The sequence below is a fragment of the Azospirillum palustre genome (assembly GCF_002573965.1).
GTDB lineage: Bacteria > Pseudomonadota > Alphaproteobacteria > Azospirillales > Azospirillaceae > Azospirillum > Azospirillum palustre.
The window spans coordinates 16,745-31,944 of record NZ_PDKW01000039.1; the positions used below are offsets into that span (position 1 = coordinate 16,745).

A 15,200-nucleotide genomic window follows, 5' to 3' on the forward strand; every position below is an offset into this window, starting at 1 on the left:
TGATAGTGCTACATATCGTTTCGGCGGTTGCCGCCCAGCTCGTTAGCAGTCAAGAGGGGCTCGCATTGCGAAGCACCTGTGCACTGCACCGATTTTCGCCGAAGCTAAGCCGATGGCGCAAAGCTGAGAAAACCGCAGAGCTGGCGGCCCGCCGTTTTTCATTTATAGTAATGCTTGTACCAGTCTAGACGATGTCCTATTCCAATAGAGGCATCGCCTAACAGGTCATCAGCAGATTTTGGCCAAAATTTCAACCCGCTTGATGGCTTGTAAGTGACATTGCGAAGCTCCCTGATAGGACGTTCGTCAGTGATTTTTCGCTCAGTGTACTCTAGTGCAAGCGCAGTTGCACTTGCTGCAAAATCAGCAAGAGTGCAGCCATGAGATAAGTAATGAGGGATAGCATCAATCTGATTGGGAATGATCCTTTCCCAGTCAGTGCTGCTGTTATAGGTGTTTCCACCTTCCTTAAGTTTTTGCAGATATTCTTGAAAATCCTCATACGGATATTTTGATCTTTTTGAAAAAATTAGGTGAACCGTACCGTCTCCGGTAGTGCATTTATGTGCATAGTCACGGCATATCCATGATATGCGTTCAACAAGATATTTCCCTACATAGAAATAAAGTTTATAATGATCTCTTTGGAGTTCTGAACTAGAAATGCTATTCTTATGTACGATAACGCTAGCTATGCGTACAGGGCGTCTGGCAATAAGGCGAGATCCGTAGATCTTGTGCTTTGGCTGCATGTTTCCAAACTTGATGTTCCATCCTTTATCTTTTTTGAATTCTTCCCTCAGTTCGTCAAATACAGAAAATGCCTGTTCGGCTGCATCACGGCGCATCACTACTGCTGACAGAACAAACCATTCACTGCCACCTTTGCCGTGTGCGCCCTTCTCGCAACCGGCCTCATCAATGAATGCCAAAAAGCTAGAATTTGAGTTCTCAATAGGCATAAGCATGAGTAATCAACTCAAGAAATGGGAGGGCGGACAGCCTCAAAGGCTGATGGTGTTGATGTGGTCTGCTCGGCATATTTCAAGCGGTTGCATAAAGTCCTTCATCCACTACCCTGAAGCCAGAGGATGGGAGGGATGGGAACCACGATATCGGCGTAGGGTGGAACAGCTAGGTACATAAGAGACTATATACCACTTTCGAGTGGATAAGTCGAATCTGTATCGAATTTGGGTTTCATACTATTGTATGCAAAAATTTATGTGCGAAATGTCTTGGGCACAATACTCCAGTGGATTGCATGTGCGGAACGTAAAGAACCAAAAAAATTGCTTCTTATGTGAACGTTACATTCGCCACCTCACAATTCCCCCAACCGCTCATGCAGATCCTCGATGGCGCGGATGCGGGCGCGGCCGGCCTCGCCGGTTAGCGGGATCAGTTCGGCGGCGAGCGCGTGGATCACCGCCAGGGCGGCGACATGGGTGTCGAGGGCGGCGAGGCTACGCGTCTCGCAGCGGAAGGTCAGCGGCGGCGGCGGCGCCTCCAGCGCGGAATGGCTGTCGGCGATCAGGATGGTGGGGATGCCGCGCTCCCCCGCGATGCGCAGCAGGCGGACGATGGCCGGCGGGCGGCGGCGGATGCCGACCAGGAACAGCAGGTCGCCCTGATTCAGATCGCCGGCAGCAAGGTCGGCCAGCGTTTCCGCCATCGTCTCGCCGGAGGCCGCCAGCTGGTGGACCTCGCCGCGGACCTGGATGAACTGCCAGCGGGCATAGCCGGCCAGGAAGGCGCTGTTGCGGGCGCCGCAGACCCAGATGCGCCGGGCGTCGGCGAGCGCGCGGGCCGCCCGCGCCAGCATCGCCGGGTCGGTCTGGCGGGCGGTGGCGGCGAGCGCCTCCGCACTGCGCCGGAAATGCGCATCCAGCGGCGCCGGGTCGCCGTCGGAAACCGCTGCCGATGCGGAGGCGGATGCGGGGGCCGGCCCGCCGGGCGGCAGCAGGAACAGCGGCGAGCCCCAGTCGCCGCCGCGCCGGGCGGCCAGACGCGCCGCCTCGAAGCCGGCATAGCCGAGCCGGCGGACCAGACGCGACACCGTCATCTTCGACACGCCGGCCCGGCCGGCCAGCTCGGTCGCCGAATAGCCCGACAGCTCGCCCGGACAGGCGAGGATCACATCGGCGAGCTGTCGCTCCATAGGGCTGAGGTCGTTATAGCGGTCGCGGATGCGGGCGGTCAGCGACGGTTCGCCCGCCTCCGGTCCATCCGGGGCCTGTGCGGCGTGAATTGCCTGTTTCATGGGCTGATCGCCTCTGGGCTTCGGCATTTGCACAAAAAATGGAATTCCGGGCTGCAACCAGAGGGGTGTTACATTCGTAACGGCTCCTTGCGCTGGCGGGATAAGCGTAACATTCCCGTGCCTTTGCAGCACACCTGAATTCGTAGGACGAAAGTGGCACATGGTTTGAAAAGGAGGGTCCATCGTCTTTCGGTTCGGAGATCAGGTGCCATGCGGTTCGCGAAGATTCTGGGTGCTCTCGGCCTTGCCACGGCGGTTCTGGCCGGCGGTCTCGTCCCGACCTATGCAAAAGCCGACGCGCTTGAGCGCATCGCCAAGGAGAAGGTGCTGCGCGTCGCCGTCCCGCAGGACTTCCCGCCCTTCGGCTCGGTCGGCACCGACCTGAAGCCGGTCGGCTACGACATCGACGCCGCCACCCTGATCGCCAAGGAAATGGGCGCCAAGGTGGAGCTGGTGCCGGTGACCAGCACCAACCGCATCCCCTACCTGACCACCGGCAAGGTCGATCTGGTGATCTCCAGCCTGGGCAAGAATGCGGAGCGCGAGAAGGTCATCGACTTCTCCACCGCCTACGCCCCCTTCTACAACGGCGTCTTCGGCCCCGACGACATCAAGGCCGAGAAGGTCGAGGATCTGGACGGCAAGACCGTCGGCGTCACCCGCGGCTCGGTCGAGGACATCGAGCTGTCGAAGATCGTGTCGGACAAGGTTACCGTCCGCCGTTACGAGGACAACAACGGCACCATCTCCGCCTTCCTGTCGGGTCAGGTGCAGCTGGTCGCCACCGGCAACGTGGTCGCCGCCGCCATCTTCGAGCGCAACCCGCCGCGCCAGCCGATCCTGAAGTTCCTGGTCAAGAACTCCCCCTGCTTCGTCGGGCTGAACAAGAACGAGGGGCCGCTCTTGGAGAAGGTCAACGCCATCATCGCCAAGGCGAAGGACGACGGCTCGCTGAACGACATCGCCAAGAAATGGCTGCACGCGCCGCTGCCGAAGGATATGTGACGGAACACGCCCGATCCCCCCTCTCCCCCCCGGGGAGAGGGTCGGGGTGAGGGGGAGGCACAGGGGGGAGTCAGTGGGGAGCAGACAGCGCGCGCTTCTTGAAGATCCTTGCTATGCGTCCCCCTCACCCTAACCCTCTCCCCGGGGGGGAGAGGGGATCCTTCCCGCTTCGCGAGATTCCGGCATCATCAATCCGGCACGGGACATCTTCACATGGCCTACAGTTTCGATTTCTCGTCCCTGCTGGACTATACGCCCGTGCTGGTGGACGGGGTGGCGACCACCGTGGCGCTGACCGCGGTCAGCACGGTGCTGGGGGTGGCGCTCGGCATCGGCGGGGCGGCGGCAAGGACCTCCAGCGTCAAGCCGCTGGCGGTCGTCGTCGGCGCCTATGTCGAGCTGATCCGCAACACCCCCTTCCTGGTCCAGCTGTTCTTCATCTTCTTCGGCCTGCCGTCGCTGGGCATCCGGCTGGCGGAATGGCAGGCGGCGGTGCTGGCGATGGTGATCAATCTCGGCGCCTATTCGACCGAGATCATCCGCGCCGGCATCGAGGCGACGCCGAAGGGCCAGATCGAGGCCGGGGCCAGCCTGGGCATGACCGGGCCGCAGATCTTCCGCTATGTCGTGCTGGGGCCCGCGATGGCGAAGATCTGGCCGGCGCTGACCAGCCAGATCGTCATCGTCATGCTGGGCTCGTCGGTCTGCTCGCAGATCGCGGCGGAGGAGCTGAGCTTCGCCGCCAACTTCATCCAGTCCCGCAATTTCCGGCCGTTCGAGGTCTATTTCCTGGCGACCGCGCTGTATCTGGCGCTGGCGGTGGGCTTGCGCTGGATCTTCAGCCTGATGGGGCAGCGGATGTTCGCCAAGGGGGTGTCTCGTGCTTAATTTCACCCTGTGGGACATCCTGTCCAACCTGCTGCTGGCGGCGCGCTGGACGGTGCTGCTGTCGCTGATCGCCTTCGTCTCCGGCGGGATCGCCGGGCTCTTGCTGCTGGTCGCCCGCGTGTCGCCGGTGCCGCCGCTGCGCATCGCGGCAAAGCTGTTCATCGAGGTTTTCCAGGGCACGCCGCTGCTGATGCAGCTGTTCATCGTCTTCTTCGCCTTGCCGCTGATCGGCATCGAGACGACCGCCTGGACCTCGGCCGCCCTCGCGCTGACGCTGTTCACCGCCGCCTATCTCGCCGAGATCTGGCGCGGCTGCGTCGAGGCGGTGCCGAAGGGCCAGTGGGAAGCCTCGGCCAGCCTCGCGCTCAATTTCGGCGAGCAGATGCGCCACGTCATCCTGCCGCAGGCCCTGCGCATCGCCGTGCCGCCGACCGTCGGGTTTTCGGTGCAGGTGGTGAAGGGCACGGCGGTGACCTCCATCATCGGCTTCGTCGAGGTGACGAAGGCCGGGACCATGATCACCAACGCCACCTTCCAGCCCTTCCTGGTCTATGGGCTGGTCGGGCTGATCTATTTCGCCCTGTGCTACCCGCTGTCGCTGTCGGCCAAGGCGCTGGAAAGGAAGCTCAATGTCGCCCGTTAAGACGTCCCCCACCGGCAGGCCCCTGGTGAAGCTGTCGGCCATCCGCAAATCCTTCGGCCCGGTGGAGGTGCTGAAGGGCGTCGACATGGCGGTGGAGGAGGGACAGGTCGTCGCCATGATCGGCCGCAGCGGATCGGGCAAGAGCACCCTGCTGCGCAGCATCAACGGGCTGGAGCGCATCGACGGCGGCGTGATCGAGGTGGACGGCGAATGCGTCGATCCCGGCCAGATCGACCTGCGGGCGCTGCGCCAGAAGGTCGGCATGGTGTTCCAGCAGTTCAACCTGTTTCCCCATCTGACCGCCGGTGAGAATGTGATGCTGGCGCTGAAGGTGGTGAAGAAGCAGGACAAGGCCGCCACCCGCGCCGCCGCCGAATCGGCGCTGGCCAAGGTCGGGCTGGGCCACAAGTTCGACGCCTATCCCTCGCAGCTGTCGGGCGGCCAGCAGCAGCGCGTCGCCATCGCGCGGTCGCTGGCGATGGCGCCCAAGGTTCTGCTGTGCGACGAGATCACCTCGGCGCTCGACCCCGAGCTGGTGGCCGAGGTGCTGGGGGTGGTGCGCAAGCTGGCCGAGGAGGGCATGACGCTGATCCTGGTGACGCACGAGATGCGCTTCGCCCGCGAGGTCTGCGACCGGCTGGTCTTCATGCATGGCGGCCGCATCGCCGAACAGGGACCGCCGGCCGAGCTGTTCGACCGGCCCTCCACGCCGGAACTGGCGCAGTTCATCGGCATGGTGGAAGCACGCTGAACGGCGCGCTGACCGGCGCGCCGCCCCCTTCCCTCCTCTCCCCCCCTTTTTTCCGACGCCGGGGTCCGGCCGCTGCTGCGGTCCGGCCGCCCGGCGTTTTGCATTTCCGGACGGCATGCCCCAGGCCGGGGGTGCGCCCCCTCACGGCCCCCTATCGCCGGCTGCCGCTGTCCAAAAGGAATATAAGCTTATAAAAAATCTCTTAACGCTTTGCCTGCAGGCCCCGGCGACCTCACGAGCATTAACTTTTTTGCCGGTGAAAAAGGTCGTTTGCGAATTTGTCTTACCCCCATGGCTGTAATGCTGCGTGCTAGGTTTCTATCAATCCAGTCCCCGGATGGATCAGTATATACGGCTTATATCTGGCATCATCCCGCGGGATTTTTGAAAGAATGCTGCGTGAGTCTGGTCGTGTCCCCGAGTGAAGCCGTCTATGTCTTTCGAGATCAACTTTCCAATATGACGTGATTCAAAGTGGATATTGGCTCTTTCAAAGGAAGACTGTGTACAGGATCGCAAATCCTGTGACCATGATGGGATATAGTTCGCCGACCCGTTGCGGGGGCCTTGACCGGGCTTGTGACGATCTGGGCCAAATTTGCCACAAGGTTCGAGAAAAGTTAACCGGATTTGGAAAGGTTTCGTTAACCATTGAAGCCCCAGCATGGCTTCAACACAACGGACATAGGATCGAAGTCATGAGCACGACCACCTCGCCGAGCAAGATTGTCGTCAACGCCTACGGCCAATCCCTGGATGGCGTCGCACCGCATTTCAAGCTGCTGGTGGATGGTCAGGAGGTCGGTTCGGCCAATGCGGCCGACGCCTCGTCGAAGGCATACAGCTTCACCGCCGACCTTGCCGCGAACACGGCGCACAAGATTCAGGTCGTTTACGACAACGACACCGCGACCAGCGCCTATCGCGACCTTTACGTCCAGTCGATCGAGGTCAACGGCCACACGCTGAAGCCGACCGACGCCATCTACGAACGCTATGACGATGCCGCCCCGGCGCCGACGCAGGCCGGCCAGGAAGCCATGTGGTGGGACGGCGCGCTGACCTTCAGCACCCCCGCCAACTACTATGGCGGCGCGCAGACCGCCGCCCCGGCCGCTCCCGCCACCCCTGCCGCTCCGGCCGCCGGCACCGCGCAGAACGTCATCACCGTGAACGCCGCCGGCAGCGCCGCCGCCGGTGAGGGCGCACACTTCACCGTGCTGGTCGACGGCAAGGCCATCGGCGAAGGCACGGCGACCAGCTCGGAAGCCAAGGATTACAAGTTCACCGCCGATCTGGCCCAGGGCACCGCCCATTCGGTCGAGGTGAAGTACGACAACGACGCCGTCATCGACGGCACCGACCGCAACCTGTTCGTCCACAGCGTCAGCGTCGACGGCAAGACCGTGGCGGCCACCGACGCCGCCATGTCGGTCCAGCGCACCGCCGACGGTGCCGATCTGGGGGCGACCACCGACCTCTATTGGGACGCCACCCTGACCGCCAAGCTGGATGCCAGCCATTTCGCCGCCTCCACCAGCTCGGCGGGCGGCTCCACCGATGCCGGCAAGGGCGGCACCGCCACGGGCGGCGCGACCGGCGGGGCCACCGGCGGTTCGACGGGCGGTTCGACGGGCGGTTCGACGGGCGGTTCGACGGGCGGTTCGACGGGCGGCGACACCTCGCTGTCGCTGAAGGTCGGCAACGTCACGGTGTCCGATCCGGGCATGGTGCAGAGCAGCAGCTCGATCAACGGCTTCCTGCACACCAACGGCAACCAGATCGTCGACGAGAGCGGCAACAACGTCCGGCTGACCGGCGTCAACTGGTTCGGCGGCGAGGGCTACAACTACGTGCCGTCGGGCCTGTGGGCCGACAGCTACCAGCACCACATCGACAGCATGAAGGACCTGGGCTTCAACGTCATCCGCCTGACCTGGGCCGACGACATGTTCGACAGCACCGCGGTCACCAACGGCATCGACTATTCGAAGAACCCGGACCTGAAGGGCCTGACCCGGCTGGAGGTCTATGACAAGGTCATCGACTATGCCGGCAAGAACGGCATCAAGGTGATCCTCGACCACCACCGCAACGACGGCGGCGCCGGCACCAACGAGCACGGGCTGTGGTACACCGACAACAACCCCGAATCGAAGGTCATCGAGAACTGGAAGATGCTGGCCGAGCATTATGCCGGCAACAAGGCGGTGATCGGCGCCGACCTGCACAACGAGCCGAGCGTGTCGGCCACCTGGGGTGACGGCAATCAGGCCACCGACTGGGCCGCGGCGGCCGAGCGCATCGGCAACTCGATCCAGACCGTCAACAAGGACTGGCTGCTGCTGGTCGAGGGCACGGAGTGGAGCAGCACGCTGGCCGGCGTGAAGACCCATCCCATCGAGTTCGACACCCCCAACAAGCTGGTCTATTCGCCGCACGCCTACGGCCAGAGCGTCGGGCAGTTCAGCTGGCTGTCGGATCCGAGCTATCCGGACAACCTGCCGGCCCAGTACGACAGCATGTGGGGCTACATCTACAAGAACAACATCGCCCCGATCCTGGTCGGCGAGTTCGGCGGCCAGATGCACAGCGCCGCCGAGCAGACCTGGGCCAGCACGCTGATCAAGTACATGAACGGCGACTGGAACCTGGACGGCAAGAGCGATCTGGCGGCCGGCCAGCAGGGCATGAACTGGACCTACTGGGCCTGGACGCCGGAATCGGGCGACGTCGGCGGCCTGCTGCAGGACGACTACAAGACCGTCGATCCGACCAAGATGAACATCATCAAGGCCGGTCTCGCCGCCAACTCCGGCAGCTCCGGCACCGTCGCCGGCAGCGACGAGGCGGTGTTCACCGTGCAACTGGCCAAGGCGGTCACCACCGCCACCACCATCGAGTATGCGACCGAGGACGGCACCGCCAAGGCCGGCACCGACTACACCGCCGCCCATGGCAGCCTGACCTTCCAGCCGGGCGAGACCACCAAGACGGTCTCCGTCCACATCAACGGCACCAACACCAATGACGGCACGGAGAACTTCCTGCTGCAACTGACCCACGACAACGCCAACCTGGGCACCGCCACCGGCTTCATCACCGACCACGCGGCGTAAGGCGCAGATTCTCTAACCGCACACCTCCATCGCAGAACTGGGCCGGCCCGCGTCGTCACTGACGCGGGCCGGCTTTTTCTGTTTGTCAGCTCTGCCGGCCGTCCCGGTTCCGTGTCCGGAAGAAGCCGTTCAGGGCGTCGAACGGCTCCGCCTCCGCCAGTGCGTCGAAGCGGCCCTCGTCGGCCAGCATCCGCGCCGCCCGCAGGAAGCCGCCCCAGGCGGCGCGGCTGAGCGCGCTGCCCAGGCTGATCCGCCGCACGCCGAGATCGGCGATCTCCGCCACCGTCAGGCCGATCGGCGCCGAGACCAGCAGGTTGAGCGGCTTCGGTCCCACCGCCTCGACCGCCGCCCGGATGGTTTCCGGCGTGCGCAGGCCCGGCGCATAGAGAACGTCGGCACCCGCCGCCGCATAGGCCGGCAGCCGGCGCATCGCCTCCTCGATGGCGGCCGGATGGTCGACCAGCACGGCCTCGCAGCGGGCGGTCAGCAGCACGCCGGTTCCGCGCAGGGCCTCCGCCGCCGCGGCGATGCGCTCGACGGCCAGATCGAACTCGTAGAGCGGCTTCGCCGGGTCGCCGGTGGCGTCCTCCACCGACAGGCCGGCGACGCCGGTGTCGGCGCAGAGCCGCAGGTTGCGGGCCAGCCCGTCGAGGTCATGGGCATAGCCGGATTCGAAATCGGCATTCACCGGCAGGCCGGTCGCGCGCACGATGCCGGCGATGTGGGACAGCATGTCCGCGCAGGGCACCGCCCAGTCGGTGTCGGGAAGCCCGCAGGAGAAGGCGAACCCCGCCGAGGTGGTCGCCAGCGCGCGGAAGCCGAGATGCTCCAGCATCAGGGCGCTGCCGGCGTCCCACGGGTTGGGGATGACGAAGCAGCCGTCCGTGTGGAGGTCGGCGAAGGCGGCGCGGGCCTGCTGGCGGTCGGTCATTGCGGGTCTTTCTCTGAAGCGGCGGCGCGGATTCGGTACAGGGTAAGGCGGGGCTGTGGCGCAGTCCATCGGCCAGGCCGGCTGCGGCGCCCGGCCGGCCGGCTACAGCGCCCGTTCGAGGATCGCCCGTGCCGGCGCGTATTTCTCCGCGACCATCCGGGGGCCGGCGGCAATCGCGGCGACGCGGGCGGGATCGCTGTTGTCAAGATTGTCGGCCAGCTTGACGCGGATCGCCGTGACATTGCCGCTGGCGGCGATCCGTCCGATCCACTCCAGATAGGTTCCGTCGGGATCGAGGTTCCGGCTGACGAGCCGGATGGCGGCGATGGCCTCCTCCTCGATGCCGGCGTCGCGGAGATCGTCCGCGGTGGCGCCGGCATCCTCGATCGCGTCATGGAGCAAGGCGGCCTGAAGCTGGGCCTTGGTGGCGTCGGGGAACCGCTCGATCAAGCGGCGGGCCACCCGTTCCAGATGCCGCCAATAGGGGGCGCCGGCCTTGTCGACCTGACCGTGGTGGAGGGTCCTGGCAAACTCCAGCGTCTCGCGAAACCAGATCTCGTCCTGCGCCATGGTTGCTCCCTTTTGCGGCCCTCTGCCATATCATCACCCCAGGCTGCCGACATCCGGCCATTCCAGCGCGGGATGGCCGCTCAGCCGGTCGAGCAGGCGGTCCAGCAGATCCCAGATCGCCGCGTCGTGGACGCGGTGGTGGGTCAGCAGGCCGATGGGCTCGGCCGGGATGCGCCGGCCCTCGCGGCGGTCGCGCAGTTCGCGGCACAGCTGGTCGAGCAGGGCGTCGAGCGGAACGGCGGAGCGGCTGCCGCGCCAGTCGATCAGATCGAGGTGGGTGTTGATCCAGGCGATGCCGTCACCCGGTGCCGGCGACGGGCCGAAGGCGGAGACGGCGCGGTAGCCGGAGGCCGACAGGCGGGCCGGCATGTCGGCGGCTATGCGGTTCCAGGGCGGGACGAACAGCGGCAGCAGGCGGTCGCCGAACAGGCCGCGCAGGGTGGACAGGCCGCGTTCGGCCTCGGCCTGCCGGACCTCGGGCGGGCGCTCCGGGCCGAATTCGCATTTCTTCCGGCCGGGGGCGGCATGGTCGGTGTGGGACCAGCCATGGACCAGCGGGGTGACGCGCCCATGACCGGCCAGTGCCTCGGCGAGCGACGGTTCGGCATCGGCGGGGATGACGGCGAGGCCGAGGGGGATGCCGGCCTGGGTGCTGCGGGTCAGCAATCCGTCGAGCTGCGGGCCGGCGGCGACCGCGTCGTCGTCGCGCAGCCACAGCGGGCAGCGGCGGCCGAGGCCGGTCCAGCGGGCGAGTTCTTCGTCTACGGCGGTCCAGCTCGTCATGATGTCTTCTCCGCCAGCAAGGCTTCGACGATCTCGACGCTGCGCGCCGCCCCGGCCAGCGAAGCGGGGCTGAGCGGCGGGATGTGGGCGCCCAGCACGGACTGCAAGGCTCGGGCGAGGCTGTCGGGGGTGAGGTCGGCCTCGCGCAGGGTGGCGATGCCGGGCTGGCGGGCCAGGATGGCGGCGCGGATGGTCTGCTCGACCTCCTTGCCGTCCTCGAAGGGGCAGAAGACGCTGGGCACGCCGGCGGTCAGGCAGTCGAGTGCCGTGTTGTAGCCGCAGCGGCCGACGCTGGCCGACGCCCGGCCCAGCAGGGCGCGGAAGTCGGGGCGCACCGGCTCCACCACCAGCCGGTCGGGCGGGGCCAGGGCGCGCAGCCGGTCGGCCAGCGCCGCGTCGCCCTTCGCCACCAGCAGGCGCCAGCGCTGTGGCAGGGCGCCGGAGGCGGCGCACAGGGCTGCGCATTGGGCTGCGGCCTCGAAGAGCGGGCGGCCGACCGGGCCGCCGCCGGCAGTGACCAGGATCTCGGCATTGCCGTCGGTGCCGTCGTCGGGGACGGGCGGCGGCGGCACGACGAAGCCGGTGTAGCGCAGCAGCGGCATCATCGCTCGCGTCAGCGGCCAGCTGTCCTCCAGCGGGATCAAAGCGGGATCGGAATGGACCAGCACGCCGTCGTAGAGACGCAGCAGGCGGTCTTCGGTTTCGGCCACCCGCTTGGGTTTGGAAGGCGGGGCCAGGATGTCGCGAACCGAGGCCAGCGTCAGCGGCGGGCATGGCAGGGCGCGGGCGCGCTCCAGCAGGGCGTCGAACTCGGCGGCCAGCGCGCGGCGGCCGAAGGGGAAGAGTTCGGTGATCAGCACGTTGGGGTGGACGCTGTCGAGCAGGCCGGTCAGCATCGCCCGCCGGGCGGCGAACAGGCCGGCGTCGGCGGGGGTGCCGTCGGCGCCCAGCAGGGTGGCGAAGTCGGCGCCGTCGCTCGCCAGCGCCGGCAGCTGGTGCAGGGTGGCGGTGCCGGTTTCGAGGTGGGGGGCGGGACGGCCGCCGCTGGCGACATCGACGCGCCAGCCGCGGGCGGTGAAGGCCTCGGCCAGGGCCAGCGCGCGGCTGAGATGGCCGGTGCCGAGCAGATGGGTGACGGCGATCAGCAGCCTCATGACAGGCGCAGGCCTTCTTTTGGACCGGTCGGGCGGAGCGTGCCGTCGGCGGCGAGCGTCAGGACGTAGAGGCGGTTGCGCTTGACCGGCACCGGCGGCGGGCCGCGGAAGTCCCAGCCCCAGGCGAGCGCCAGCGCGACGCGCATCACGCCGATGTGGGTGACGACGAGGTGAAGCCCCTTCTCCCCCCCGGGGAGAAGGTTGGGATGAGGGGGTTCGGCAACGCCGAAGAGATCCTCGCCGTGCGTCCCCCTCACCCTAACCCTCTCCCCGGGGGGGAGAGGGGATTGGTCCTGGGGTGGGAAAGGGGGTTGCAAGTCCGCCAGCCATCCCGTCAACCGCTCCCGCACGTCGGCGGGGCTTTCGCCGTTGGGGGGGCGGAAGTCCCAGCCCCAGTGTTCGAGGTCGCGGTAGCCGCTGGCGGGGTCGGCGCGCAGGTCGCGGCCATGCAGGCCCTCCCAGGCGCCCCAGTCCATCTCGATCAGGCGCGGGTCGGTGTGGACGGGGCGGCCCTTGCCGAGAAGGGCAGCGGTCTCCACCGCGCGCGCCAGCGGGCTGGCGTGCAGGGTGGCGTCGCGCCAGTCCGGCGGCAGGGTCAGGGCGGCGAGCTGCTCGCGGCTGTCCGGGGCCAGCGGGATGTCGGTGCGGCCCTGGATGCGGCCCTCGCGGTTCCAGGCGGTGATGCCGTGGCGCAGGAATGCGAGGCGGATCATGACACAAGTCCGGTCAGCAGGCCGCGCAGGCGGTCGGCGGCTGCGGTCAGGGCATGGTGGGCCTCGACATGGGCGCGGGCGCTGCGGCCGAGGGCGCGCAGGGCCGGCGGATCGGCCAGCAGGGCGGCGAGCGCGGCGGCGAATTCCTGCGGGGCGGGGCCGGTCAGCCGGCCGCCGACGCCGTCGCGGATGACGGTGCCGGTGCCGGCATTGTCGATGGCGAGCACGGGCACGCCTTGGGCCTGCGCCTCCAGATAGACCATGCCGAACGCCTCGTTGAGGCCGGGCCAGACCAGCAGGTCGGCGGTGCGGTAATGGCCGGCGAGGCTGTCCGGCGGGCAGGCGCCGTGCAGCGTCACCCGCGGGCCGAAGGGGGCGAACAGCGCCGCCACCTCCGCCGCCGCCGGGCCGGCGCCGACGATGTCGAGCGTCCAGGGTTGGGCCGCCACAAGGTGGAGCGCGTCGGCGAGAAGGCGGTAGGAGGCCAGCTTGTCGCCCGGCCGCATCATGGCGACAGTCAAAAGCCGGGGCAGCAGGCGGGGCGTCACGGTCGGCTCTCGGGCTTCCGGGGCCGGCGGCAGGTCAAGGAAGGGGGGCAGCATCGCCACCCGCTGGCCGGGCGGGCCGTAGGCCTCCACCGCCTGACGGTCGCGGGCGCTGACGCAGAGGACGAGGGCGGCGGCCTCGATGGCGGCCTCGGCGGCGGCGGCGAAGGCGGCCCAGGGGCCGGTCAGGCGCTTGCGGGCGCGGGTCGCCTCCACCACGACATAGGGGATGCCGAGGGCGCGGGCGATCGCCGGGCCGATCAGGTCGGGCGCCTTGTAATAGACATGGTAGCTGAGCCACAGCGCCGGGCGCCGCTCCGGCTCGGCGGCGTAGAGCGACAGCAGCCGGTCGCGTTCGGCGGCGGCGGCGGCGCTCAGGCGGGCCTGAACGGTGGGGTCGCCGGCACCGTCATAGACGCGCAGCCCGCTTGCCACCTCCACCGGGCCGGTTGCCCCCAGCGCCCGCAGGATCAGCCGCGCCATCTGGCGGTCGCCGGAGGGGATGGGATGGTCGACCGGCTTCAGCGGGGCATAAAAGGCAATCTGGAGGGCGGTCACGCCGCGGCCTCCTCCAGCCGGCGGACGAGGCGGTCGATGCCGGCGGTCATGCCGAACTCGGCGCAGAGCCGGGCATAGGCGGCGTCGGCCAGCCGCAGCCGCAGCGCCGGGTCGGCGGCGAGCCGTTCCAGTGCTGTGGCGATGGCGGGCGGGGTGCCGTCGGTCAGCAGGCCGTGGGTGCCGTCGGCGATGAATTCCGGGATGGCGGAGACGGCGGTGGAGAGGATGGCGAGGCGCTGGCTCGCCGCCTCCATCAGCACGTTGGGCAGGCCGTCGCGGTCGCCGTCGCCGGCCACCACGCTGGTCAGCACGAACAGGTCGGCATGGCGGAGCGCCTGGATCACCGTCGCCTGGTCCTGGGCGCCGCGCCACTCGATGCGGTCGGTCAGGCCAAGCCGTTCGGCCTGGGCGCGCAGGGCCTGCTTGAGGTCGCCGGAGCCGATATGGACCAGCCGCCAATGCAGCCCGTCCGGCAGCGTCGCCAGCGCGTCGAGCAGCCGGTCATAGCCCTTCTTCTCCACCAGCCGGCCGACCGACAGGATCTCCACCGCGCGCTCCGGTGTGGAGCCGTCGCGCTGTGGGGCGTCGCCACGGTCCGGCGGGGCGGGGAAGCGGGAGAGGTCGAGGCCGTGATAGACGAGGTCGATGCGGGACGGGTCGGCGGCCAGCCCGCGCAGATGGGCGGCACCCACGGCGGTGCAGGTGGCGCCGAAGCGGGCATCGGCCAGCTTCTCGCGCTTCTCCCAGTCCGGCGTGGTCCAGATGTCCTTGGCATGGGCGGAAAAGCCCCAGCCGATGCCGCGGATCGCGGCGGCATAGCGCCCGACCGACGCCGGGGTGTGCAGGAAATGGGTGTAGAGGAAGGGCACGTCGGCCGGCAGCTCCGCCGCCAGCACCAGCGCCTGCCCGAAGCGGCGTCCACGGTTGGCGGTGCGGTCGCGCCACAGGTCGCGCAGCCACCCCGCCGCGGTGCGCAGCAGGCCGGCCGGGTGGTGCCGGATCAGGCGGCCGAGTGCCTGCAGCACGCGGGCCGGCTCGTCGCGCAGATATTCCGGCAAATAATGGACCGGGGCGGTGATGCGGTCGTGCAGGGCGTGGCGGCGGCTGTCGGTCGGGTGGCGCAGCGACCAGATCGACAGATCGATGCCGCGCTGCTGGAGGGCCAGAAGCTCCTGCGCGATGAAGGTCTCCGACAGGCGGGGATAGCCCTTCACCACCACGGCGATTTTCAGCGGCACGGCTTTCGAAACCATGGAGGACGACGTCCGGCCGTCCGT

The 15,200-nt window shown here is 67.3% G+C and carries 14 protein-coding genes; 5 read left to right on the forward strand and 9 right to left on the reverse strand.

Going from position 1 to position 15,200, the window contains the following annotated elements:
* Nucleotides 1–158: 158 nt before the first annotated feature.
* Together CRT60_RS06335 and CRT60_RS06340 are read right to left on the reverse strand one after the other, a co-directional pair.
* On the reverse strand, nt 159–968 hold the full coding sequence (locus CRT60_RS06335; RefSeq protein WP_098735602.1) for a DUF3800 domain-containing protein: 810 nt from the start codon (nt 966–968) through the stop codon (nt 159–161).
* A gap of 356 nt (nt 969–1,324) precedes the next feature.
* Nucleotides 1,325–2,263, reverse strand: coding sequence for a MurR/RpiR family transcriptional regulator (locus tag CRT60_RS06340; protein WP_098735603.1), 939 nt, complete (start codon nt 2,261–2,263; stop codon nt 1,325–1,327).
* 210 nt (nt 2,264–2,473) lie between these two features.
* Between CRT60_RS06340 and CRT60_RS06345 the strand changes: the two genes are divergently transcribed.
* The 5 genes from CRT60_RS06345 (at nt 2,474) to CRT60_RS06365 (ending at nt 8,669) form a co-directional block, all read left to right on the forward strand.
* A complete protein-coding gene (locus CRT60_RS06345) occupies nt 2,474–3,268 on the forward strand; it encodes a transporter substrate-binding domain-containing protein (RefSeq protein WP_098735604.1) in 795 nt (264 codons plus the stop codon).
* Nucleotides 3,269–3,481: 213 nt separating this feature from the next.
* On the forward strand, nt 3,482–4,156 hold the full coding sequence (locus CRT60_RS06350) for an amino acid ABC transporter permease (RefSeq protein WP_098735605.1): 675 nt from the start codon (nt 3,482–3,484) through the stop codon (nt 4,154–4,156).
* Nucleotides 4,149–4,799: an amino acid ABC transporter permease gene (locus tag CRT60_RS06355; RefSeq protein WP_098735606.1), complete on the forward strand. Its 651-nt coding sequence runs from the start codon at nt 4,149–4,151 to the stop codon at nt 4,797–4,799. The genes CRT60_RS06350 and CRT60_RS06355 overlap by 8 nt, the downstream gene beginning before the upstream one ends.
* Complete coding sequence (locus CRT60_RS06360) at nt 4,786–5,550, forward strand: amino acid ABC transporter ATP-binding protein (RefSeq protein ID WP_098735607.1); 765 nt, start codon at nt 4,786–4,788, stop codon at nt 5,548–5,550. Before CRT60_RS06355 ends, CRT60_RS06360 begins: the two co-directional genes overlap by 14 nt.
* A 698-nt stretch (nt 5,551–6,248) precedes the next feature.
* Nucleotides 6,249–8,669 carry a cellulase family glycosylhydrolase gene (locus tag CRT60_RS06365; RefSeq protein WP_098735608.1) on the forward strand — a complete coding sequence of 807 codons (2,421 nt, stop codon included), beginning with the start codon at nt 6,249–6,251 and terminating at the stop codon, nt 8,667–8,669.
* Between the two features lie 85 nt (nt 8,670–8,754).
* Here the strand turns inward: CRT60_RS06365 and CRT60_RS06370 are convergent, their stop codons facing one another.
* The 7 genes from CRT60_RS06370 to CRT60_RS06400 form a co-directional block, all read right to left on the reverse strand.
* Complete coding sequence (locus tag CRT60_RS06370; RefSeq protein WP_098735609.1) at nt 8,755–9,600, reverse strand: isocitrate lyase/PEP mutase family protein; 846 nt, start codon at nt 9,598–9,600, stop codon at nt 8,755–8,757.
* A 102-nt stretch (nt 9,601–9,702) separates the two neighbouring features.
* On the reverse strand, nt 9,703–10,170 hold the full coding sequence (locus CRT60_RS06375) for an HD domain-containing protein (RefSeq protein ID WP_098735610.1): 468 nt from the start codon (nt 10,168–10,170) through the stop codon (nt 9,703–9,705).
* 33 nt (nt 10,171–10,203) lie between these two features.
* Complete coding sequence (locus tag CRT60_RS06380) at nt 10,204–10,953, reverse strand: polysaccharide deacetylase family protein (protein ID WP_098735611.1); 750 nt, start codon at nt 10,951–10,953, stop codon at nt 10,204–10,206.
* Nucleotides 10,950–12,107, reverse strand: a complete 1,158-nt coding sequence (locus tag CRT60_RS06385) for a glycosyltransferase family protein (protein ID WP_098735612.1) — start codon at nt 12,105–12,107, stop codon at nt 10,950–10,952. The genes CRT60_RS06380 and CRT60_RS06385 overlap by 4 nt, the downstream gene beginning before the upstream one ends.
* Nucleotides 12,104–12,820 (reverse strand): histidine phosphatase family protein, encoded by a 717-nt coding sequence (locus tag CRT60_RS06390; protein WP_098735613.1) that lies wholly within the window; start codon nt 12,818–12,820, stop codon nt 12,104–12,106. Before CRT60_RS06390 ends, CRT60_RS06385 begins: the two co-directional genes overlap by 4 nt.
* On the reverse strand, nt 12,817–13,923 hold the full coding sequence (locus CRT60_RS06395) for a glycosyltransferase family 4 protein (RefSeq protein ID WP_098735614.1): 1,107 nt from the start codon (nt 13,921–13,923) through the stop codon (nt 12,817–12,819). The genes CRT60_RS06390 and CRT60_RS06395 overlap by 4 nt, the downstream gene beginning before the upstream one ends.
* Complete coding sequence (locus CRT60_RS06400; RefSeq protein ID WP_098735615.1) at nt 13,920–15,176, reverse strand: glycosyltransferase family 4 protein; 1,257 nt, start codon at nt 15,174–15,176, stop codon at nt 13,920–13,922. Before CRT60_RS06400 ends, CRT60_RS06395 begins: the two co-directional genes overlap by 4 nt.
* Nucleotides 15,177–15,200: the final 24 nt, after the last annotated feature.